25 protein-coding genes are annotated in these 22537 nt (G+C 57.4%); 22 read left to right on the top strand and 3 right to left on the bottom strand.

Features of this window, described 5'->3' with window-relative positions; all coding sequences use genetic code 11:
• The first annotated feature begins 7 nt into the window (after positions 1-7).
• A complete protein-coding gene (locus PHW99_RS06640) occupies positions 8-1315 on the top strand; it encodes a dihydroorotase (RefSeq protein WP_300174985.1) in 1308 nt (435 codons plus the stop codon).
• Positions 1316-1346: 31 nt separating this feature from the next.
• On the opposite strand, the gene PHW99_RS06635 is transcribed toward PHW99_RS06640, so the two are convergent.
• Complete coding sequence (locus PHW99_RS06635) at positions 1347-2531, bottom strand: ABC transporter ATP-binding protein (protein WP_300174983.1); 1185 nt, start codon at positions 2529-2531, stop codon at positions 1347-1349.
• Between the two features lie 58 nt (positions 2532-2589).
• Between PHW99_RS06635 and PHW99_RS06630 the strand changes: the two genes are divergently transcribed.
• Both PHW99_RS06630 and PHW99_RS06625 read left to right on the top strand, forming a co-directional pair.
• Entirely contained in the window at positions 2590-4221 is a 1632-nt protein-coding gene (locus tag PHW99_RS06630) for an iron ABC transporter permease (RefSeq protein ID WP_300174981.1), read from the top strand.
• A 95-nt stretch (positions 4222-4316) separates the two neighbouring features.
• Positions 4317-4664 carry a metalloregulator ArsR/SmtB family transcription factor gene (locus PHW99_RS06625; protein WP_300174979.1) on the top strand — a complete coding sequence of 116 codons (348 nt, stop codon included), beginning with the start codon at positions 4317-4319 and terminating at the stop codon, positions 4662-4664.
• Positions 4665-4688: 24 nt separating this feature from the next.
• Here PHW99_RS06625 and PHW99_RS06620 read toward each other — a convergent pair whose 3' ends face one another.
• Positions 4689-5102: a DsrE family protein gene (locus PHW99_RS06620; RefSeq protein WP_300174977.1), complete on the bottom strand. Its 414-nt coding sequence runs from the start codon at positions 5100-5102 to the stop codon at positions 4689-4691.
• 218 nt (positions 5103-5320) lie between these two features.
• On the opposite strand from PHW99_RS06620, the gene PHW99_RS06615 reads away from it, so the two are divergent.
• The 3 genes from PHW99_RS06615 to PHW99_RS06605 are packed head-to-tail and all read left to right on the top strand — an operon-like array spanning position 5321 to position 7537.
• Entirely contained in the window at positions 5321-5623 is a 303-nt protein-coding gene (locus PHW99_RS06615; protein WP_300174975.1) for a class I cytochrome c, read from the top strand.
• Positions 5624-5632: 9 nt separating this feature from the next.
• Positions 5633-6925 (top strand): NAD(P)/FAD-dependent oxidoreductase, encoded by a 1293-nt coding sequence (locus tag PHW99_RS06610; RefSeq protein ID WP_300174973.1) that lies wholly within the window; start codon positions 5633-5635, stop codon positions 6923-6925.
• Between the two features lie 6 nt (positions 6926-6931).
• The gene (locus PHW99_RS06605) at positions 6932-7537 is read left to right on the top strand and encodes a c-type cytochrome (protein ID WP_300174971.1); all 606 of its coding nucleotides are present in this window, start codon (positions 6932-6934) and stop codon (positions 7535-7537) included.
• 5 nt (positions 7538-7542) lie between these two features.
• On the opposite strand, the gene PHW99_RS06600 is transcribed toward PHW99_RS06605, so the two are convergent.
• Positions 7543-8640 (bottom strand): YeeE/YedE family protein, encoded by a 1098-nt coding sequence (locus PHW99_RS06600; RefSeq protein ID WP_300174969.1) that lies wholly within the window; start codon positions 8638-8640, stop codon positions 7543-7545.
• A gap of 275 nt (positions 8641-8915) precedes the next feature.
• On the opposite strand from PHW99_RS06600, the gene PHW99_RS06595 reads away from it, so the two are divergent.
• The 16 genes from PHW99_RS06595 to PHW99_RS06520 form a co-directional block, all read left to right on the top strand.
• On the top strand, positions 8916-9281 hold the full coding sequence (locus tag PHW99_RS06595) for a thioredoxin fold domain-containing protein (protein WP_300174967.1): 366 nt from the start codon (positions 8916-8918) through the stop codon (positions 9279-9281).
• A gap of 79 nt (positions 9282-9360) precedes the next feature.
• Positions 9361-9996, top strand: a complete 636-nt coding sequence (locus PHW99_RS06590; RefSeq protein ID WP_300174966.1) for a Crp/Fnr family transcriptional regulator — start codon at positions 9361-9363, stop codon at positions 9994-9996.
• Positions 9997-10183: 187 nt separating this feature from the next.
• The gene (locus tag PHW99_RS06585) at positions 10184-10756 is read left to right on the top strand and encodes a DUF302 domain-containing protein (protein ID WP_300174965.1); all 573 of its coding nucleotides are present in this window, start codon (positions 10184-10186) and stop codon (positions 10754-10756) included.
• Between the two features lie 34 nt (positions 10757-10790).
• Positions 10791-12131, top strand: coding sequence for a DUF5723 family protein (locus PHW99_RS06580; protein WP_300174964.1), 1341 nt, complete (start codon positions 10791-10793; stop codon positions 12129-12131).
• A gap of 73 nt (positions 12132-12204) precedes the next feature.
• Positions 12205-12522 (top strand): hypothetical protein, encoded by a 318-nt coding sequence (locus tag PHW99_RS06575; protein WP_300174962.1) that lies wholly within the window; start codon positions 12205-12207, stop codon positions 12520-12522.
• A 72-nt stretch (positions 12523-12594) separates the two neighbouring features.
• Entirely contained in the window at positions 12595-12936 is a 342-nt protein-coding gene (locus tag PHW99_RS06570) for a metalloregulator ArsR/SmtB family transcription factor (RefSeq protein WP_300174960.1), read from the top strand.
• Positions 12937-12989: 53 nt separating this feature from the next.
• Positions 12990-14354 carry a sulfite dehydrogenase gene (gene soxC, locus PHW99_RS06565; protein WP_300174958.1) on the top strand — a complete coding sequence of 455 codons (1365 nt, stop codon included), beginning with the start codon at positions 12990-12992 and terminating at the stop codon, positions 14352-14354.
• A complete protein-coding gene (locus PHW99_RS06560; protein WP_300174956.1) occupies positions 14338-15438 on the top strand; it encodes a c-type cytochrome in 1101 nt (366 codons plus the stop codon). The genes soxC and PHW99_RS06560 overlap by 17 nt, the downstream gene beginning before the upstream one ends.
• A 57-nt stretch (positions 15439-15495) precedes the next feature.
• Positions 15496-15951 carry a thiosulfate oxidation carrier protein SoxY gene (soxY, locus tag PHW99_RS06555; protein ID WP_300174954.1) on the top strand — a complete coding sequence of 152 codons (456 nt, stop codon included), beginning with the start codon at positions 15496-15498 and terminating at the stop codon, positions 15949-15951.
• A 53-nt stretch (positions 15952-16004) separates the two neighbouring features.
• Positions 16005-16316: a thiosulfate oxidation carrier complex protein SoxZ gene (gene soxZ, locus PHW99_RS06550; protein ID WP_300174952.1), complete on the top strand. Its 312-nt coding sequence runs from the start codon at positions 16005-16007 to the stop codon at positions 16314-16316.
• Positions 16317-16439: 123 nt separating this feature from the next.
• Positions 16440-17198 (top strand): sulfur oxidation c-type cytochrome SoxA, encoded by a 759-nt coding sequence (gene soxA / locus PHW99_RS06545; protein WP_300175015.1) that lies wholly within the window; start codon positions 16440-16442, stop codon positions 17196-17198.
• A gap of 17 nt (positions 17199-17215) precedes the next feature.
• The gene (gene soxX, locus PHW99_RS06540; RefSeq protein ID WP_300174950.1) at positions 17216-17869 is read left to right on the top strand and encodes a sulfur oxidation c-type cytochrome SoxX; all 654 of its coding nucleotides are present in this window, start codon (positions 17216-17218) and stop codon (positions 17867-17869) included.
• A 66-nt stretch (positions 17870-17935) separates the two neighbouring features.
• Positions 17936-19669, top strand: coding sequence for a thiosulfohydrolase SoxB (gene soxB, locus PHW99_RS06535; protein ID WP_300174948.1), 1734 nt, complete (start codon positions 17936-17938; stop codon positions 19667-19669).
• Between the two features lie 16 nt (positions 19670-19685).
• Positions 19686-20228, top strand: coding sequence for a TlpA disulfide reductase family protein (locus tag PHW99_RS06530; RefSeq protein WP_300174944.1), 543 nt, complete (start codon positions 19686-19688; stop codon positions 20226-20228).
• Positions 20229-20450: 222 nt separating this feature from the next.
• Positions 20451-21116, top strand: coding sequence for a response regulator transcription factor (locus tag PHW99_RS06525; RefSeq protein WP_300174942.1), 666 nt, complete (start codon positions 20451-20453; stop codon positions 21114-21116).
• 35 nt (positions 21117-21151) lie between these two features.
• Positions 21152-22537: ATP-binding protein (locus PHW99_RS06520; protein ID WP_300174939.1), on the top strand; the 1386-nt coding region annotated here is incomplete at its 3' end.

Here is a 22537-nt window from a genome sequence, read left to right as displayed (position 1 = left end):
ATACCCTATGAACAAACTTAAAACTGTATTGATCCACGGTGGCCGGGTGATTGATCCTGCCAGCGGGTTTGATGAAAAAGCTGATCTGGCCCTTGTCAATGGGTCTCTGGTAGCTCTTAAAAATATAGCATCTGATTTCGACCCGGAAGTCACCATTGACGCCACTGGCTGTCTGGTACTGCCTGGGTTGGTGGATTTGGCCGTGCGGTTACGCGAGCCGGGGTACGAGCACGCCAGGATGCTTGAATCTGAAATGTCTGCAGCCATGGCTGGTGGTGTGACGAGTCTGGTGTGTCAGCCCGATACCGACCCGGTGCTCGATGAGCCTGGTCTGGTGGAGATGCTGCGTTTCCGTGCCGAAAAATTGCAGCAGGCCCGGGTGTATCCCTTGGGTGCCTTGACGCGCAATCTGCGCGGTGAAGCGCTGACGGAGATGGTGGAACTCACCGAGGCCGGGTGTGTGGCTTTTGGTCAGGCGGAGGAGGCATTGACCAATACCCAGGTGTTGCAGCGGGCGTTTCAATACGCCAGTACCTTTGGTTATGCTGTCTGGTTGCGACCACAAGATGCTTTCCTGGGACAGGGGGTCGCCGCCAGCGGGCCACTGGCCACACGCATGGGGCTCAGCGGGGTACCGGTCATGGCTGAAACCATTGCCCTGCACACCATTTTTGAATTGATGCGGTCAACCGGTGCTCGAGTGCATCTGTGCCGCATCAGCAGCGCAGCCAGTGTCGGTCTGGTGCGCCAGGCCAAGGCACAAGGGTTGCCGCTGACCTGTGATGTCAGTATCAACTCGTTGCACCTCATGGACACGGATATCGGTTACTTTGACAGTCGCGCGCGCCTGAATCCGCCACTGCGTCAGCAGCGTGACCGCGACGCCCTGCGTGCCGGTCTGGCCGATGGCACCATTGATGCACTGGTGTCGGATCACACACCGGTGGATGATGACGCCAAAGCCTTGCCATTTGCCCAGAGTGAGCCCGGTGCGACTGGATTGGAACTGTTGTTGAGTCTGGCTTACAAGTGGCATCTGGATGGTGATGCGGATTTGCTGCGTGCCTTGTCGGTGGTCACCGATGGCCCGGCCAACGTGCTGGGCGCGGCGCTGGGTTCGCGTCAGGGACGCACTGGTCGTCTGTTGGTGGGGGGGCTGGGTGATGTCTGTGTATTTGACCCGCAAGCGGCTTGGACTGTTGAGGCTGATGCGCTGTGCAGCCAGGGTAAACATACGCCGTTTTCGGGTTATGAATTGCCCGGGCGGGTCCGTTGCACCGTGGTGGGTGGGCGCGTGGCCTATCAGGCTGCGTGAACGGGCTGGTGCATCACTGGCGTGACCAGTGTCAGTCTGTGGTAGTGATGGTGGCTGGTTCGGTTTCGAGCCAGCGTACCGGTGTTGCCACGGAGGGGGGCCGCGCCGTGTGTTCGCAGGGCATTCGGCAGATCTTGCCGCTGCTCATCGGACATTGACCGTTGAAGGTCACCACATGATCCACCTGGGCCCGGATACCGATCCATTCACCGATCTGATGGTCGTGGTGGCTGGGTACCAGAGCCATCACCGTGACGCCATCGGCCAGCCGCAAGGTATAGAGGAATTCGGCTCCGCGGAATGCCTTGCGCATGATTTGTGCCCTGACGGGGGCATCGTCGTCGTGAACGATGTCATCGGCGCGCAGCAGCACGTCGCAAGCACCCCCTGAGTGGGCACAGGGCAGTGGACACTCACTGAGGTCGGTCAGATTACCCAGCGGGGTGTGAACCACGACTTGTCCGTTGACCTCGGAGATGGTGGCCGGGGCAAATACCCCATGGCCAATGAACTCCGCCACAAAGCGGGAGGCAGGTCGGTGGTAGAGCGTGTAGGCGTTGTCCCATTGGTGCAGCGCACCTTGGTTCATGACGCCAATGGTGTCGCCGACAGCGAACGCCTCCAACTGGTCATGTGTCACAAACAGGGCTGTGGTGTTGGCCGCTTTCAGAATACCGCGTACCTCATGTGCAAGTCGTTCACGCAAGTCCACATCCAGGTTGGAAAAGGGTTCATCGAGTAATAACAAACGCGGTTTCGGAGCCAGCGCGCGCGCCAAGGCCACGCGCTGTTGTTGCCCGCCCGAAAGTTCATGTGGAAACCGGGTCTCAAACCCCTGCAGACCAACCAGCGTCAAGACTTCGGTCACCCGTGCCCGGCGTTGTTGGCGAGGCAGATGGTCAATGCCAAATGCCACATTGCGGCCAATGTCCAGATGCGGAAACAGGGCATAGTCTTGGAATACCATGCCCACCTGACGTAATTCGGGGGCCAGATTGAAGCCGGGTCGGCTGACGACCTGACCTGCCAATTTGATGTCGCCCGTGCTGGTATTTTCCAGCCCCGCCACTGCGCGTAGCAGTGTGGTCTTGCCACAGCCAGAAGGGCCGATCAACACACCAATGTCGCCTGCCTGCAGACCAAAAGACACTTTGTGCACGGCGTCTGTACTCTGGCCAGCATAGGTCACACTGAGTTGGGTAACTTCAAGGAACATGCAAAAGATTGTAGATGCTTACAATTCTCATTTGCAAAAATTCCAGAGTCATCCCTCCATGCTTGGTAACCGTTGGCGTCAATTTCTGTTTTTGTCTCTGACGGCAATCTTCATGCTTCCGGTGCTGGCAGTGATGGCCTCATGGTTGTCCCTGGGTGAGCCTGGGGGGCAAGCCTGGCAGATTTTGCGAGAGATGGGGCAGACGGTGCTGCCTGACTATTTGCTGACCACCCTGTATTTGTGTGTGATGGTCGCTGTTGGGATCGTGGCGGTGGGGCTGTCAAGTGCGGTGGTGGTGACGCTGTTTGAGTTTCCTGGACGGCGTTTTTTTGAATGGGCCTTGTTGTTACCGTTGGCTGCCCCGGCTTATGTGGTGGCTTATGCCTATACCGATTTTTTGCAGTTCAGCGGGCCGCTGCAAACCTTTTTGCGCAGCGCTACAGGCCTGCAAGGACGGGTGTTCCCCGAAGTCCGTCAGGTGGGCGGTGCTGCCTGGGTTTTTGTTTTCACACTTTACCCCTATGTCTATTTGCTGGCGCGAGCGGCTTTGGTCGAACGGGCTGCCCATTTGATGGAGGCCGCACGGCTGCTGGGAGCCCCGCTGCGTCGGCGTATCCTGGAGGTGGCGCTGCCATTGACCCGTCCGGCCGTGGCAGCTGGTACGGCGTTGGCATTGATGGAGACGCTGGCCGATTTTGGTGTCTCGAGTTATTTTGGTATCCAGACCTTCACGGCCGGCATTTACAAAGCCTGGTTGTCCATGGACAACCGTTTGGCGGCGGCCCAACTGGCCACGGTGTTGCTCGGTTTGGTTTCTTGTTTGCTGTTTTTGGAGCATCGATCTCAAGCCAGGATGCGTTTTGCCGTCACCCGCGGTGCTCGCGCTGGCGCGCTTGATTGCCGGCCCATGCGTTTGATGGGCAGGTTTCGTGTGTTGGCCTGGTTGGTGTGCACGGTACCCGTGCTGATGGGTTTTGTTCTGCCGGTGTTGTTCATGCTGCGCCCGTTGATTGCGGACTGGTCGCTGCTGTCGTGGGTGCAATTTTTGAACTGGACCCTCAACAGTGTGAGACTTGGGGTTGTCAGTGCTGCCCTGGCTGTGACTTTGGCGGTGTGGTTGGCTTTTAACCTGCGACGCCGGCCCGATCGCCCTACGCGCTGGGCCGTGCGCCTGGTTGGTTTGGGGTACGCAGTACCAGGTGCTGTGATCGTGGTGGGGCTGTTGTTGCCGGTGGGGTGGTTACAAGCCATGGTGCCTGAAACCGGCGTCGGTTACCTGATGACGGCGACCGTGTTCGGTCTGGTGTGGGCGTATTTGGTGCGGTTTTGTGCTGTGGCTTTGCAATCGGTGCAGAGTGGTTATGCTCGTATGCCGATCAGCTTTGACGATTCTGCCCGTATGCTTGGCGTCGGTGATCTGGCGCTGTTGCGCCGGGTTCACTGGCCAATGCTGCGGCGCTCCACGGCAGTGGCAGCATTGCTGGTGTTTGTTGACGTGATGAAAGAATTGCCTGCCACCTTGGTGCTGCGCCCGTTTAACAGTGACACACTGGCCGTTGTTGCTTATCAGTTAGCGCGCGACGAGCGCTTGGGGGAAGCTGCGCTGCCATCCTTGACGCTGGTGCTGATAGGCCTTATTCCTGTCATTATGCTGACACGTACGCTCAAAAATGCCGACAGCTCAACGTAAAATTACCCATCGCTGTGATGTTGGGAGGTGGTTTCTACTCAGGAGACTGCCGTTTCACATTCAGAGCACAGATTTCACGAAGGTACCTCGTCATCATGCCGCTTCAACCGAACACCGCTGAATCAACCAAGATCGTCAAGACTGACCAGACGTTTGAGTCAGCGGCCGATTTGTTTCGCGTGATGTCTGCTCCACTGCGGCTCAAGATCATCAACTGTCTCTGCGACGGTGAAAAAAACGTCAGCTATTTGCTGACCCAGGTCAACACCACCCAACCCAACATGTCTCAGCACCTGAACACGCTATACATGGCTGGTATCTTGGGCAAACGCCGTGATGGTGTGCAGATTTTCTATCACATCATTGACCAGCGTATCGTGTCGATTTGTGAGGCGGTGTGTAACGAGATATCACGGAAAAATGCAGATGATCGTGCTGTCTGAGCACGATTTTCCGATGCGTGGGTATCAGGGCTTGAGATAGGCAAACCCTTCCTTGCTCTGCAGCTTTGCCGCTTCGGCCACACCCGACGGCACAATTTTTGTCTCAAGCAACAAATTGGCTGGGTCAATGTTGCGTGACAACAGCGTGTTGTTGCAGACCCGGAACTCCACATTTTGACCAGCCAGCCCACTGACGATGCCAGAAAACTCCCGTCCCTTGCTGTCCTTGCTGTCGGCCAGGAGAAAGTCCACCCCTGGCCCATTGGTCACAACAACAATTTTCACACCGGGGTCAGCCGCCAGATGATTTTTCACATTGTTGAGAGCCGCCGCCGCTGTTTCAATACCGGTGGTGATGTGATAGACCACTTTTGATGTTTGTGCCGATGTCGTCATGGCACTGATCAAAAGCACGATGGCAAGCAAGAGTTTTTTCATGATTTCCTGTCTGGATAAGGTCGTTGAAATGAAGATAACCACGTCATGGTGGCATGGATGACAAAAGCCATCATTACCATGACAGTGTGAGGGTTTTTACGGACAGCAGGGGGTGATAAATGACCGTAACATCAATCTATCAGAATTAAGTGATGTAAGTATTGTTATCTGATGAATGGGTGGATAGGGTGGACGGTTTTTTAAATCAAGGAGACGAAGTGAAAGTCATCAAAAGAATGTTTTGGTGTGGTGTCTTTGCCATTTGTTCGGCAGGAGCCAATGCAGACGAGTTGCAGATCAAAAGCATGGCGGCATCCTGTTCCGCTTGCCATGGAACGCATGGTGTCGCACCGCAAGGCATGGAGACGCTGGCAGGTCAGTCCAAAGACGATTTGCAGAAAAAAATGCAGGACTTCAAGTCGGGAAGAAAACCGGCGACTTTGATGCATCAGCTGGCCAAGGGCTATTCTGATGTCCAGATCGAACAGTTGGCCATTTATTTTTCGGCGTTGAAAAAATAAGGAGACATGATGAAAAGACGTCAATTTGTCGGCGCTGTGAGCGCGGGTACGGTGCTCGGCGGTCTGGGCGGTTTGGCGACACTGTCGGGTTGCGCCAGTGTCAGCGGTTCCAGCGGTCCGCGGGTGGTGGTCGTGGGAGGCGGTTTTGGCGGCGCAACAGCAGCCAAATACGTGCGCATGTGGTCGGATTACGGCATCCATGTCACGTTGGTGGAACCAAACGGGTCATTTGTTTCCTGTCCGATATCCAACCTTGTTCTGGGTGGTGTCAAAACCATGGCAGATATCACCACACCTTATGATGGTTTGGTCAAGCAGCATGGCGTGAATGTGATTCGCGACATGGTCACGACGATTGATCCGGACAAGCGTTTGGTCAAACTCGCCAGCGGTGGTGAATTACCTTATGACCGGCTGATTTTGTCACCCGGTATTGACTTTATGTGGGAAACCTTGCCTGGCATGGCCAAGCCGGGAGCCAGGGACAAAGTGCTGCATTCCTGGAAGGCGGGTGCTCAGACGATTGCTTTGCGCAAGCAGCTGGAAGCCATGCCGGACGGAGGTGTTTATGCGCTGGCCATTCCGCTCGCTCCGTATCGCTGCCCGCCTGGGCCCTACGAACGCGCTTGCCAGGTGGCTAACTATTTCAGCAAGGCCAAGCCCAAATCCAAGGTGCTGATTCTGGATGCCAATGATGATGTGACTTCCAAAGGGCCTCTTTTCAAGAAAGCGTGGGCCGAACGTTATAAAGGCATTGTGGAATACCGCCCTAAACATGCGGTGGCGGATGTGGATGCAGTCACCAACACGCTGAAGTTTGAATTCAATGACAACGTCAAGGCCGACGTATTGAACCTGATACCCCCCATGCGGGCAGGAGAAATTGCTGTCAAAACAGGGTTGGCCACTGCCAACAAGCGTTGGTGTGAAGTTGACTTCCTGACGTTTGAATCCAAGGCCGCCAAGAACATCCACGTCTTGGGGGACTCCATTCAAATCGCACCGGGCATGCCGAAATCAGGGCACATGGCCAACCAGCATGGCAAAACCTGTGCTGCGGCTGTAGTGGCCCTGTTGACGGGCAGAGCCGTGAACCAGAACCCGATCTACAACAACACTTGCTACAGCTTTGTCAGTGAAGAAGATGTCGTGCACGTGGCCAGTGTCCATGCCTACGATCCAACCAAGAAAACCATGGTTGCGGTTGCGGGCTCAGGTGGCGTGTCCAAGGCTGCCAATGAGCTCGAAGGGCGTTTCGCTTTGGCCTGGGCGCGGGGCATCTGGGCTGATACCCTGAGTTGAACCGAGATGAGACGGGTCAAAATAAGTCACGTTGCTGCAGTTGCGCTCGGGTTGGCCATTGGCCCTGTATGGGCACAGGTTGACCAGGTGCGCGCTGAGAAGATTGTCAATGGTTCGTGCTTTTTGTGCCATGGCAGCGATGGTGAGTCTTCCAGCGAGATATTTCCTCGGCTGGCGGGCCAGCACTCCCAGTACATCGCCAAACAGCTTGAAAACTTCAAGGCAGGCAATCGCAAGAGTACCGCCATGGCAGACATGTCGGCGCGTCTGACATCGGATGAGATGTTGGCTCTGGGTCAGTATTTTGAAAAAAAGGCTGTGCCACCAGAACCTGCAAAAGATGCCGAACTGGCCGCCGTCGGACGATATATTTTTAATGTTGGCAACAAGTTCAGTGGTGTCCCGGCGTGTGCCAGTTGTCATGGCAAGGATGGCTTGGGTACCGCTTCATTGCCACGACTGGCCGGGCAGTACGCTTCTTATGTCGAGACACAGCTCAAGCTGTTTCATCAGAGAGAGCGCACCAATGACAATGCAGTGATGCATGCAGTCGTCAGCAAGATGTCACCACTGGAAATGGCGGCGGTTGCTGAATACGTCAGCGGTAAATAGCCGGCTCACGGAGCCAGCCGGCCAGTCTGGTCACTGGTTGCCTGGTTGGTGTTTGATGGCTGGGCATCAATCAGACGGTCCGCAACCCCGGCTCCGAGCCACATGCCTGCCAGCGACAGCCAGGCGGTCATGGCGAAGATGGCGCCACCGGTGATGCCTGCTCCCACAGCGCAGCCACCGGCCAGCATGGCGCCGAACCCCATCAGAATCGCCCCGGCGATGTAGCGTCGCATGCTGTAGCCGTCGGAAAAACCTTCCAGCTTGAAATCCTTGCCGACCCATGCGCCGGTCAAGGAGCCTAAAAATACGCCCGGCACCAAGCCAGCGTTAAATCCGATCTCAGGTGCCGGGGAGGCCAGTACCCGCATCAACCATTCGGCAGAGGGACCGCTGAATGTCAGGCCCTGAACTGGAATCACTTCAAAAGAATTCTTTGACATCCAATAATTAAACCCCCATCCCGCGGCGACCATCAACCCGGTACCGATGCCGCCAACCCACTTCCACAGCCCCCAACCACTGCGGATGGAAAAATAAAGCGCCGCCACCAGCCAGATCAAACCAAACGCGAGTCCACCCCATGGGCCAGCACCGGTCAGAGCCAGCAGATCCCGCGAAAGTCCACCTCCCACGGTCCACCATCCACTGATCGTTTCGCGCAGGGGGGACAATGCACCAGCCAAAGCGGCTTGGGCCGTTACCGCAAAGATCAGGCCCGACAACAGGGCACGCAGATTACCGTTGGCGGACAGAATCAGCAAACGGCTGGCACAACCTCGGGTCAGAATCATGCCGGCCCCAAACATCAAACCACCCACCAAGGCGCCTGAGATGCTGCCAGTCGCAGCGATCTGGCGAGCCGCGCCACTGTCCATGTGTTGGGTCAGGGTCAGCCATTGGACACCCACCACCGCACTGGAAAAAGCGAGCAACCAGACCGCCACCTTCTCGCCGAAGTGACGATGCCAGAACTCAAGCGTCGCTGCACGCAGGCAAAACTTGGATCGTTGGGCAAAAAAGCCAAAAAATGCGCCAATCAACAGACCACCAGCAGCCAAAATGGTCTTTTCTCCGAAGCTTTCAATCAGCGTTGTGAAATTCATGATAGTCTGTTAATTTGTATTTCGCTTATATTACACCCGTAGCCGAGCAATCCGGGCTGATTTATTGGGAGCCAGAGTGTGAGACAACTACTGCTATTCATGAGGATGTATGGTTTGCCAGCTTGGCTGCTGAAGCAGGAGCATGGGCAATGACGCTTGGGGCTCAACCCTTGACGCGGCGTGACTGGCTGGCTGGAGCCGCTCTGACTCTGGGGGGCGGGATCGTGAAGCCTGCCCAGGCTGCGTCAGTTAGTTTGCCGGTACCGACTTCCCTTTTGGATGAACTGACTCTGGCGTTGAAAAGAAACAGTCCCCTGGTGGTGATGGTGAGTCTGGACGGGTGCCCGTTTTGCCGGATTGCTCGTGAAAACTATTTGTTGCCGCTGCAAAACCAGCAGGGTTTGTCGATTGTGCAAATTGACATGCGTAGTCGGCAAATGGTGCTGGATTTTGCTGGCGCGCAGCAGACCCAGGACCAGTTGATTCGCAAGTGGGGTATCAAGGTGGCACCGACGGTCCTGTTTTTTGGCCGGGGTGGTGTTGAGGTGGCGGAACGTCTGGTGGGTGGTTATATTCCAGATTTCTACGGCGCTTATCTTGATGAGCGCTTGCATACCGCCCGCGCGGCGGTGCAGGTCTGAAGGGTTAACCGTGATTTCTGTCAAAACAGAGTCGGCATGGCGTGGTACTTCCGATTGCCGAGTGTGCGGGATCCGTGACATGGTGCTGTTTGCAGATCTCAATGAGCATGATTTCGGACTGATTCATGCCCCGATTGACGACCTGGAGTATTTGCCGGGTGCCAGCCTGTTTAATGAAGGTGATGCGGCAAAAGGCATTTTTACCTTGCGTCATGGCATGGTGAAGCTGGTGCGTAGCACCCTGGATGGGCGCCCGCGGATCGTCAGGGTGTTGCGTCCTGGCGATGTTGTGGGCCTGGAGGCGTTGGCTTCTGCGCATTACGACAGTGACGCTGTGGCATTAACGGCAGTGTCGGTGTGCCGTATCCCGCTTGACGTCATCCAGAGGCTTGCTGGCAGCAGCCCGCGTCTTCATTCCCAATTGATGCAAAAGTGGCAGCGTGCGCTCAAGGATGCGGACGACTGGCTGGCTGATATGAACTTTGGCACAGCTCGTCGCCGTGTCGGCAATTTGGTGTTGAAAATGCGTAGCTCGACCAATGGTGATGTTTCCATCTTGTTTTCGCGTGAAGACATGGGTTCCATGCTGGATCTCAAACTCGAAACCGTAAGCCGTGAGATCAGTCGCCTGGTTCGGGATGGGGTGATTCAGCCGCTGGATAAGCAAGGACGCATCTATCGTGTCATGCGAACCGACTTCATGCCATCGGACTGAACATCGCACACTTCTCTGGTGATGGGTTCCGAGTTTCTCACCTGCATTTTTTGACGGGCTAAGGGTAGTTCCTAATATCACTACAGAATTAAGTAATGGATGATTGATATAAATCAGAGCAAACGTCTGATTTTTGATTTTTAGCCCGCGGCAACGCCATTACAACCTGTATGAATAAGGACAACACGTGAACTCTTTAACCCGAAAGCTTCTTTGGCTGCCTTTGCTGGCCGCTGTATTTTTGACCGGTTGCGGCACGATCAGCACCATGGGCAAACTTGAAGATGGTGCAGGTGCCGAGGCCAGCAAAATGTGGGACAAGTGGGTAGAGGGTGAGGGAGATATCGCCGTAGCCACAACCTGGTCGCGCAAGGTCAAGGCTGGCTTGACGGTGAACGACATCGAGCAAGCTTTTGCGCAAATTTCTGCTGAGCGCAATATGAAGAGTGTGGGGGAGTTGCCTTTGTCAAAAGAACTGGAAGCACGCACAGGGGTCAAGCAAAAATTCCTTAAGGTGTACTCCTATTGCTCACCAACCACTGCTCGCATCATGGTTGATTTCAGTCCGGCCATGTCAGCGTATCTTCCTTGCCGTTTAACGGTTGTCGAAAAAGAAGATGGGCTGTGGATTTACACCTTGAACATGGACATGATGGTCAAAATGGGTCGTAAACTGCCATCGCCACTGAAGGAGGAAGCCTGGAAAGTGCGTGAAACCATCTATCAGATGATGGACCGGGCAGCCAGCGGTGACTTCTGATTCACTGGCCATACATTAACAACGGGAAACCATCATGATGAATCCAAAATTCAAACTTCGTGCTGTTGTGACTGCGGCGGCGCTGGCGCTGCCCATGACCGCAGCCATGGCCACCAACGGCATGTTGATGGAAGGATATGGGCCGATTTCCACTGGCATGGGCGGGGCGTCCCAGGCCATCGATCACGGCAATGCAGCCATGGCTCAAAATCCGGCAACGCTGGGCATGATGGAGGATGGTAGTTCGCGTCTGGATCTGGCCATTGGCATTTTGGGGCCGGATGTCAAGAGCAGCATTCCTGCTTTCGGTATGAGCGCGGATTCCAAGGGCACTTCGTACATCATGCCGGCTTTTGGCTATGTCAAACGCAATGGTGCCTACACCTATGGTGTTGGCATGTTTGCCCAAGGTGGGATGGGGACGGAATACGACGCAACGTCTTTCATGGCCGGCGGCTCCGCCGCAACCGCCCGCTCGGAGTTGGGGGTGGGTAACCTCATCTTTCCACTGGCTTATCAAGTCAATCCGAATCTGACGGTGGGTGCCACACTGAAATACATGTGGTCATCGCTCGACATGATGATGGCGGCAACTGGCATGCAACTGGCGGGTATGGCGCAAGCCTCGGGCGTTGCGCCTACAGGAAATCTGGCCAATGCATTGCCGGCGCTTGCTGGTGCACCTTGGGCTCGCGTCGCCTTTTCGGACAGCAATGATTTCACCGGCGCTGCCAAGGCAACGGGATTTGGTGCGTCATTGGGGGCGACCTATAAAGTCAATAAAGACGTGGTGTTGGGCGGGTCGTATCAGTTCAAGTCGGCGCTCAGTGACATGAAGACCGCCAGCAGTGCGGCGAGCATGACCGCGCCTGGTTTTGTCGACAACGGTCAAATCACCGTGATCGACTTTCAAATGCCTTCGGTGCTGGCGGTTGGTGCAAGTTGGCAGGTCAATCCGTCACTGCTTCTGGCGGCTGACTTGAAGTACATCGGCTGGGCTGATGCCATGAAGAGCTTCAGGATGCGTTATGACAGTTCTGGCATGGGCGGTTCGGTCAACTTTGCCATGCAGCAGGACTGGAAGGATCAGTCAGTATTGAATCTGGGCATGGCCTGGAAAGCCAATGAACAGCTGACCTTGCGTGCGGGTTTGAATCTGGCCGGCAATCCTGTGCCGGACACCTATGTCAATCCTTTGTTTCCGGCCATTGTGAAAGATCACGTGACTTTGGGGTTTGGATACAAGGTGTCGCCAGTGGATGAGTTGAACGCTTCTGTGACGATGGCTCCCAAGGTGACGGTGACCAGTGGCCAGGGGGTGGAAATATCCCACGGACAGACCAATTGGCAATTCATGTACAGCCACCGTTTTTGATGGGGTGATGCACTCCTGGGCATGCGTGGTGTGCCCGGGGGCATTTGTTCATTTCAGCAGAAAGCAGCCCGATATGAAAAAAGCCTATGTTCTCGCAGCGTTATGGTGCGCAGTGTCAGCTGGTGCCCAGACTGTGCCAGCGCTCTATGAGGGCGCTGACCTCAAGCTGGGAGAAAAACTCATTGCGGACAACAAGTGCACCGCTTGCCATCAGAGTCGAGTTGGTGGTGATGGCAGTGCCATGTACCGGCCTGCCGGAAAAGTCAACTCACTGGGTGCCTTGCGTGGCATGGTGGAAGCCTGCAATCAGCAGCTCAATCTGGGCCTTTTCCCGGAAGAGGTGACTTCGGTTTCAGCGGTTCTCAATCGAGACCACTACCGCTTCAAATAAGTGAAAACCCCAATGGTTGGGGAAATTGCATCCTATATATTCGTAACTGTCAATATAATGATATGCAAATAAATGACAACACAACAGACTTCTCAAAAAGATGCTGCGCAGGCGCTGGCACGAGCTGCAGAACTTTTTGGTGTGCTGTCGACGCCGTTGCGTTTGCAGATCATCAGTGTGTTGTGCGGTGGAGAAAGAAACGTATCGGTGCTGCTGGAGCAGATTGAGGCGTCCCAGTCCAATATGTCGCGGCATCTGAATGTGTTGTATCAGGCGGGGGTGGTGGCCAAACGGCGCAAAGGGCAGCAGGTGTTTTACCGAATTGCGGATGACTCGGCTGTGATGGTGTGCAAGGTGGTCTGCGCTCAAGTCGGCGGTGGGAAGAAGGTGCGCAATCTGTTGACTCTGGAGTGAACGGATTGCGAAATGTTTTGGTTGGCCATTTGGTGCCTCAAAGGAGTTTTTGAATGGAACAGAGTTTGAGCTCAGGCAGGGTCCGTAAGGCGCCTGAGAATTTCCTCGATCAGGACGGGATCAAGACCGTCTTCAGAGAAGCCAAAAAGGGGCGGCGCGATTTCATTCGCAACGCTTTTGCCGCTGCCGCTGCCGGTGCTGCGGTGCCGGCTGTGCTGGCGCAGGGCAACCCCGTGCCGACCGAGGGGGGTGACCCCAATATCCTGAAATTGCCAGCCCATAGTGTGGGTTTGGGTCAGGGTGTGGCGCAAAACGATGGCTACGGCAAACCATCGCAATACGAGGCCAATGTGCAACGCCGCCAAAGCCCGGGTTTGACCCAGACTACCCAGGCCTCGGTCTCGTTTGCCCCCTTGCAGTCGCTGTTTGGCATCGTCACGCCCAGCGGTCTGCATTTCGAGCGCCACCACCAGGGGTGGTGGGACATTGACCCGTCCAAGCATCGTCTGATGATCAACGGCATGGTCAAGGCTGCCAAAGTGTTCACACTCGATGAGATCATGCGTTTGCCCTCGGTGTCGCGCTTTCACTTCATCGAGTGTGGTGCCAACACTGCCGTTGACTGGGGTAATGTGGCGGTGCCCACGGTCCAGTACACCCATGGCATGGTGTCGTGCAGCGAATTCACCGGTGTACCGCTGATCACCTTGCTGGAGATGGCCGGGGCCGATCTGAAAAATGGCAAGTTTGTGCTGGCCGAAGGTGCTGACGGCTCTTCCATGACACGCACGATTCCGATGAGTCTCATCAAGTCGGGCGAGGTGTTTGTGGCCTACGGGCAAAACGGCGAAATGCTGCGCCCGGAGCAAGGTTACCCATTGCGCCTAGTGGTGCCGGGCATTCAGGGCGTCAGCTGGGTCAAGTACCTGCGCCGTATTGAAGTGGGTGACATGCCCTACGCTACCAAGGACGAGGCGGTCCACTACATCGACCTGCTGCCCAATGGCCAACATCGTCAGTACTCCGGTTTACAGGAATGCAAGAGTGTGGTGACCACGCCCTCGGGTGGTCAGGTGTTGCTGGACAAAGGGTTCTACAACATCACCGGCTTGGCCTGGACTGGCAAGGGCAAGATCAAGAAGGTGGATGTCTCGGTCGACGGTGGCCGCAACTGGCGTACCGCGCGCCTGGAGTCCCCAGTGTTGTCAAAAGCCCTGACACGCTTCAATCTGGATTGGGTATGGGACGGCAAGCCGGCCATCATCCAGAGTCGGGCCATGGATGACACCGGTTTTGTTCAGCCCACTTACCAACAACTGCGTGCGGTGCGCGGCACCCGCTCGATTTATCACAACAACGCGATCCAGTCCTGGCTGGTGCAAGAAAACGGTGAGGTCAAAAATGTTCAGGTTTCGTAAAGCGGGTTTAAGTGCTGTCCTGCTGTCGCTGGCTGCGCTGACGAGTGCACAGGCTGCCCCTGCCTTCTCGGGCATCGGCCGTGATGCCACGCCCAAGGAGGTGGCTGCCTGGGACATCGACGTTCGCCCGGATTTCAAGGGCCTGCCTCCCGGCTCGGGGACCGTGGCCAAGGGGCAGGACATCTGGGAAGCCAAGTGCGCCCAGTGCCATGGCTTTTTTGGTGAGTCGGGCGAAGTGTTTAGCCCATTGATCGGCGGCATCCAGCCCAAAGACATGGAAACCGGGCATGTTGCCAACCTGGTGACACCCGGCTTCCCGGCGCGTACCACCTTCATGAAGGTGGCCACGATCTCCACCGTCTGGGACTTCATCAACCGGGCCATGCCCTGGAACGCGCCCAAGACCCTGAGCACAGACGATGTGTATGCCACGCTGGCCTTCATGCTCAACATTGCCGGTATCGTGCCGGAGAATTTTGTCTTGTCTGACAAAACCATCCAGGACGTGCAAAAGCGCATGCCCAACCGCAATGGCATGACGACCGACCATACCCTGTGGCCGGGCAAGGAATTTGGTGGTGCCAAAAAGCCTGACACCAGCAATGTGGCCTGTATGAAAGACTGTGCGCCAGAGCCCAAGGTCGCTTCCTTGCTGCCGGAATTTGCACGCAATGCCCACGGCAATCTGGCGGAGCAGAATCGTCCAGTCGGCGCCCAGCATGGGGTGGATACCACCCGGCCTGAAGCCAAGGTGGGTGAGAAGCCGGGTGTGTCCACAGCCGTCAAGCCACTGGCTGAGAAAGCGACCACAGGCGCAGAGGCTGGCAAGCCCGACAGCAAGAAGGCGACGGCCTTGCTGCAGAAAAATGGCTGCACAGTCTGCCACGGCATCAGCAACAAGATTGTGGGTCCGGCTTTTACGGATGTCGGCAAAAAGTATGCTGGCAAGGCTGACTACCTGGCCGGAAAGATCAAGTCTGGTGGTGTTGGTATCTGGGGTGACATCCCGATGCCGCCCCAAACCTTGAACGATGCAGACATCAAGGTCATTGCGACCTGGTTGGCTGCCGGGGCTGGCAAATAAAACGGTCAGAAGTCATCAGTTTAGTTTTTTCACGTGAACTTTATCAAGGAGATTCCTATGCAAACTCGTCGCGAGACACTCAAGCGCAGCGCCGTGGTGGCGGGCCTGTTGGCTACCACCGGTCTGTTTCCTCAATATGCACTGGCCTACAACAAGGCCGCCTTCGAGGCCAAGAGCCTGGCCGACGTGCTCAAGGCCCTGGGTGCCGGTGCGCCAACCGAAAGCAAGGATGTCACCGTCGGTGGTCCGGACATCGCTGAAAACGGCGCCGTGGTGCCGCTGACCGCCAGCACCACGCTGGCTGGCGTCAAACACATGCTGATTCTGGTTGAGAAAAACCCGGCCGCCATGGTGGCCCAGTTCAACGTGACGGACAGTGTTGAAGCCAACTTTGCCACCCGTGCCAAGATGGGCCAATCTTCGGATGTCTACGCCGTGGCGGTGATGGCTGATGGCAAGGCCCTGTTTGCCAAAAAAGAAGTCAAGGTGACTTTGGGCGGTTGCGGCGGCTGATGCCGGTGCACTTTTTCCATATTTGAAATTCAATTGATACCAGGAGTAAAAAAATGGCAGATCCGATGCGTATTCGCGCCCAAGTAACAGGCGACAAGGCCACTGTTCGTGTTTTGATGAGTCATGAAATGGAGTCCGGCCAGCGCAAAGACTCGGCAGGCAAGTTGGTGCCTGCCATGCACATCACCGAAGTGACCGCCACCCACAACGGCAAGGTGGTGATGACGGCTGACTGGGGCCCGGCGGTCTCCAAGAACCCGTTTTTGCAGTTTGTCGTCAAAGGCGCCAAAGCCGGCGACAAGATTGGTGTGACCTGGAAAGACACCAAGGGTGACACCCGTACAGACGAAGCCACGGCATCCTGATGGCCGTTGTCATCCAAAAGGGGTGGGGGTGTCCCCGCCCTTTTTCCTTGGTCCTTGTGTGAGGAGACAAAATTGAAAAAAGTAACCCTTGGGGCAATAGCGGCGGCAGTGGCAGGGCTGTTCATGCCCAGCGCGTTTGCCCAAAAGTCTGCAGCCGTGTCCTCGATCGAGGAATACCGCGCCATGTTGCAGGACGGCAATCCTGCCGATCTTTTTGAAGCCAAGGGTGAAGACCTCTGGAAACAAAAACGCGGGCCCAAAAAAGTGTCGCTGCAGGCGTGTGATCTGGGGCAGGGGCCAGGCGTGGTCAAGGGCGCATTTGTCACATTGCCGCGTTATTTTGCCGACACCAACAAGGTGCAGGACTTGGAATCACGTCTGTTGACCTGCATGCAAACCCTGCAAGGTTTTGATCCGGCTGACATCATCAAGACCCCTTTTGGCAAGGGTGAACAAAATACCTTGACGGCTCTGGCCACCTGGATTGCCGCTGAATCACGCGACCAGAAGTTCAACCTGTCCCAAGCCCATCCGCAAGAAAAAGTGGCCTACGAAGTAGGCAAGCGGCTATTTTTCCAGCGCGGCGGTCCGCACGATTTTTCCTGTGCCTCTTGCCATGGGGGTGAGAACTGGCGCATTCGCCTGCAGGACTTGCCCAACCTGACCAAAAACCCGGGGGACGGTGTCGGCTTTGCCGCCTGGCCAGCCTATCGGGTCTCCAACGGCCAGATGTGGGGCATGCAGCAGCGCCTGAATGACTGCTACCGGCAGCAACGCTTTCCCTACCCCGGCTTTGCCAGTGATGCCACCGTCGCTCTGGCGGTCTACCTGGGTGTGAACAGTCAGGGCTCCAAGTCCGTGGCGCCCGCCCTCAAACGCTGATTGCCCTGGAGAACCTGATGAACAACACAATCAAACTGAGCTTGGCCTTGGCCACGGGGGTGGTGCTGGCGGGATGTGCCGCATCGTCCGCCTCGGTGGATCTGGACAAACTGACTGCGAGCATCGTCAAGTCATCCTTCCGGGACGAAGGCATCGTCAAGGTGTCGGTACTGGAGGCCGATGAGGTCAACGCCGCTTGCTCTGCTGCCGATGTTGCGGGCAAGCCGCTTGATCACGAGGTGGCCATGGCCCTGCAAGCGGCCCAGCTCAAAACCATCAAGTGGCCCGCTGACGGCAGGTACCTGGGGGACTGGAAAAAGGGCGAGGCCCTGGCCCAAAGTGGCCGTGGCATGACCTTCACCGACAAGGCCGACACCCCCAATGGTGGCAACTGCTACAACTGCCACCAGATCGACCCCAAGGAAATTTCCTTCGGCACCATCGGCCCGAGCCTGTACAACTACGGCAAGACCCGGGGCGTCACGGCCGATCCGACCAGCCCGGCCTCCAAGGCCATCATTGAATACACCTGGGGCAAGATCTGGAACGCCAGGGCCTATAACGCCTGTTCCGTCATGCCACGGGCAGTGCACAAGGGCATCATCACCGAAGCCCAGGCACGTGACCTGATGGCCCTGCTGCTGGACCCCAAATCGCCCGTCAACCAGTAAATCTGGCTTCAAGCAAGCCACAGCCCGGCCAGCCCGGGCTTTTTTCAACGCAATCGTCGCAACACCATGAACTTATCCAAACGTGAATTTTTGCAGGTGCTGGGTGCCGGCACCATGGCCGGCATGGGGCTGGGCACCTACGCCCAGGCCGAGGCCGCCACGGCGGAAAGCGGGCTGTATGACATCCCCAAATTTGGCCAGGTGTCGTTCCTGCACATGACTGACTGCCACGCGCAGCTCAAGCCAATCTATTTCCGCGAGCCCAGCATCAACCTCGGTATCGGCAGCATGAAAGGTAACCTGCCGCACCTGGTGGGAGAGCATTTGCTCAAGGTGGCCAAAGTGCGCCCCGGCAGCGCCGAGGCTCATGCGCTGACTTATCTGGACTACGAGCAGGCGGCCAAGCGTTACGGCAAGGTGGGTGGTTTTGCCCACCTGGCCACGCTGGTCAAGCGCATGAAAGCCAGTCGCCCCGGTGCGTTGTTGCTCGATGGTGGTGACACCTGGCAAGGCTCGGGCACCGCGCTGTGGACCAATGGCCAGGACATGGTCGATGCCTGCAAGCTGCTGGGCGTGGACGTGATGACCGGCCACTGGGAGTTCACCCTGGGCATGGAGCGCGTCAAGGAAATTGTCGAGAAGGACTTCGCCGGCAAGGTGGACTTCGTGGCGCAGAACGTCAAGACCAATGACTTTGGCGACCCGGTGTTCAAGCCCTATGTGATCCGCGAAATCAACGGTGTGCCCTGCGCCATCATTGGCCAGGCCTTTCCCTACACACCGATTGCCAATCCGCGTTACATGGTGGCCGACTGGGCCTTTGGCATTCAGGACGAAAACATGCAGAAGATGGTCGACGAGGCCCGTGGCAAAGGCGCCCAGGTGGTCGTGGTCATCAGCCACAACGGCATGGACGTGGACCTGAAGATGGCCAGCCGTGTCAGTGGCATTGATGCCATCATGGGTGGCCACACCCACGACGGCATGCCGGTGGCCAGTGTGGTCAGCAACAAGGGTGGCAAGACCTTGGTGACCAACGCGGGTTCCAACAGCAAGTTTCTGGGTGTGTTGGACTTTGAAGTCAAGGACAAAAAGGTCACCGACTTCCGCTACAAACTGTTGCCGGTGTTTGCCAACATGCTGCCGGCCGACAAGGAGATGGACGCCCTCATCACCAAAATCCGTGCGCCGTATGAAGCCAAACTGGCCGAAAAACTGGCCGTGACCGAAGGCACGCTCTACCGCCGTGGCAACTTCAACGGCACCGGCGACCAGCTGCTGGTGGACGCGCTGATGGATGTGCAGGGGGCCGACCTGGCCTTCTCGCCGGGCTTCCGCTGGGGCACCACCTTGCTGCCGGGCCAGGCCATCACCCGCGAATGGCTGATGGACATGACCGCCACCACCTATTCCTATGCCACGGTGACCGAGATGACCGGTGCCACCATCAAGACCGTGCTGGAGGACGTGTGTGACAACCTGTTCAACCCCGACCCGTATTACCAGCAAGGCGGCGACATGGTGCGCGTCGGCGGCCTGCAGTACAGCTGCAGCCCGCTGGAGAGCATGGGCAAACGCATCAGCGACATGCGGCTGAACGGCAAACTCATCGAAGCCGACAAAAAATACAAGGTGGCCGGCTGGGCTCCGGTGGCGGAAGAAGCCAAGAACCAAGGCAACAAACAGGTCTGGGAAGTGGTGGAAACCTGGCTTGCCGCCCGTGGTGGCAAGGTGTCGGCGCGCAAGCTCAATGCGCCCAAGATCATCGGTGCCCTGCCCAACCCGGGTTACGCCGCCTGAGTGGCCGCCGTCGGTGATGCAGCCACAACGCAGACGCCTGATCACCCGCTTGCCGGCTCTGGGGGCGCTGGCACTGGGGCTACGCCCAGTGGTCAGTGCGGCCCAGAACACGCCTGTGGCCCTGGAGGCGACAGCACCTGCCTTGCCTGCCGAGGGGACCGTGGTCCGTCTGCCTGAACTCACGCTGCTGGACGGCAGTGTGTTTCACCCCGAGCAGGCCAGGGGCCACACCACGCTGATTTACTGGTGGGCCAGCACCTGTCCGTTTTGTGCCCTGCAAAGCCCGGAAATGCAGAAATTCTGGCTGGCCCAGCAGAGCCGCGGCCTGCAAATGCTGGCCTTGTCAGTGGACAAGACACCGACTGCGGCGCTGACTTACCTGCAGAAAAAGGGCTACACCTTTCCTGCAGCCTGGGTCACGCCTGCAGTGCAGCAGGTGCTCCCCAAGCCACGCGGCTTGCCCATCACCCTGGTCCTGGGGCGCCAGGGCCAGGTGCTGCAAGCCGAAAAAGGCCAGCTCTTCCCGGAAGATGTGGCCCAGCTGGCTCGTTGGTTATAGGGTCGAGATTCCACCATTGCTATAGTATCGATAGCTATTTGTGCTTTGTTTATCCGGGCTAAGAGCCGATTTCTTGCAAAGTTTTGTTGAGAACGATCCCTGAACCTGCGTCAGACTCCCAGCCTGCCGTCGACTGCCAGAACTGTCTGCCCAATCCAGAGCAGACGCCGAACTTCTGAGCATGGCTGGTAGACTCGAATTTTTCACCAAAGCCCGCCAGCGATGCACCTGCTGCTTGTGGAAGACGACATTGAACTGGGAACTGAAACCCAACGGGCGCTGGCCGCGCGTGGGTTCACCAGCGTGTGGGTGCGTTTGGCCCGTGAGGCACAGAACCAATGGACAGCGCCCGACGCAGCACCGTTCGACTGCGTGTTGCTGGACTTGGGCCTGCCCGACAACGACGGCATGACTTTGCTACAGACCTGGCGCAGTCAGGGCGTGCGCGTGCCATTGATCGTTCTGACAGCACGCGACGCACTGGACTCCAGGGTCACCGGGCTGAATTCCGGGGCCGATGACTACGTCATCAAACCGGTTGCCCCGGATGAACTGGCCTCACGCATCCATGCAGTGACCCGCCGAACCGTAGGGCAAACACACAGCCTGTGGACTGTGGGGCCACTACAAATCGACCCACTGCGGCGCGAAGTCAAGCTGAATGCTCAGACCGTGCCTCTTTCGCCGCGCGAGTTCGACATCTTGGTGGAACTGGCCAAACAGGCGGGTCAAGTGGTGACCAAGCATTACCTGGCCCGCGCTCTGGCCCCGCTGGGTGAACCCCTGCACTTCAACACACTGGAATTCCACGTCCACAACCTGCGGCGAAAACTCGACACCGCCCAGATTGAAACGCTGCGCGGTATCGGCTACGCCTTGCACCCATGACTGGCAACTGGTGGCGGCAATCGATAGCGCGGCGCATGTTGCTGGCTTTGTTGCTGGCCTGCACAGCCCTTTGGGCCTTGATTTATTTTCTGGGTTTGTACAGCACCCAGGCCATCGAATCCGGGTCTTTCGACCGAGACTTGAAAGGTCTGGCCACAGCCATGGTGGCCACCCTTGACGACCATCCACCACCGCAGGCCATGGCACATGTGCTGTCTGGGTTCGATCACCTGCTTGAGTCTTACCACAAGCAAAAGTTTGTGGTTGATGGCTACATGGCATTTCAAGTCTGGCAAGCTAATGGCGCACCAGCAGGGCACAGCCGCCATGCGAAGCAGGGATACCGTTTCCACCCCGACCGCAACGGTTTTGTTCACGACACTGAAGGCCCCACACCCCTGCGGGTGTACGCAATGTGGACGGCGGACCGGAGCTACCGGGTGGACATCACTCAAATTCTGGCAAGTCGACAAATCCAGTACGACAGTGTGATGCTCACCCCCACCAGCCTGGGTTTGCTGGCTGCCAGCCTGGTGGTGCTGTGGCTGCTGGCCCTGCTCACCGTACACCTGGGTTTGCGCCCCTTACATCGGCTTTCGCTGGAAATGTCCCAACGCCGCCCCGACGACCTGCAGCCTGTGGCCACCGACAAGTTGGACAAAGAACTGATCCCGGTGGTTCAAAACCTGAACCAGACCTTGGCCCGGCTGCGGCAGTTGCTGGATCATGAGCGCAACGCCTTGGCCGATCTGGCGCACGAATTGCGAACCCCGTTGGCCATCATGACCCACCAGATCGATACGGTACGCCATGCGCAGGATGAGCCTGCCCGGCAAGCGGCAGCCCACAGGCTGGAAACCGTTCTGCAGCGCACCAACCGGCTGGTGCACCAACTGCTGGAACTGGGTCGCCTGCAAGCCACCACAGAAGCCCACTGGACTCCCCGGCAACTGCCCGATCTGGCGCGTGAAACCCTCGCCACCCATGCACCGCTGGCGGCACAGCGCTCAATGACACTGTCATATGTCGGACCAGAACAACTGGAATGCAGCATACCGGGTGCCAGCATGGAACTGATCTTGGACAACCTGGTGCGCAACGCCATCCGACACGGCAAACCAGGGGGGCAGATCGAAGTGCGCCTGTCGCCTGGCCCCAACGCAGCCGACCTGCCGCCTCTGGGGGCGGAATTGATCGAGCTGACGGTGCAGGGCGACGGGCCGGGGGTGCCTCCGTCCGAATGGCCTCGCCTGTTCGAGCGCTTCCACCGGGGCTCGCAGTCCGTTGGCGAGGGCTCTGGCCTGGGCTTGGCGATCGTGGCATCGGCTGCACAGCAGTTGGGAGGGCAGGTTCATGCCCACCTGGGGCTCAACGGCACAGGGCTGGGGGTGTCTGTTTCATGGCCGGTGCACCCGGCAGCA

This window comes from Rhodoferax sp. (genome assembly GCF_028689305.1).
Classification (GTDB): Bacteria; Pseudomonadota; Gammaproteobacteria; order Burkholderiales; family Burkholderiaceae_C; genus Rhodoferax.
Note: the sequence above shows the minus strand (reverse complement) of the source record. Positions and strands in the feature narration are given on the sequence as shown.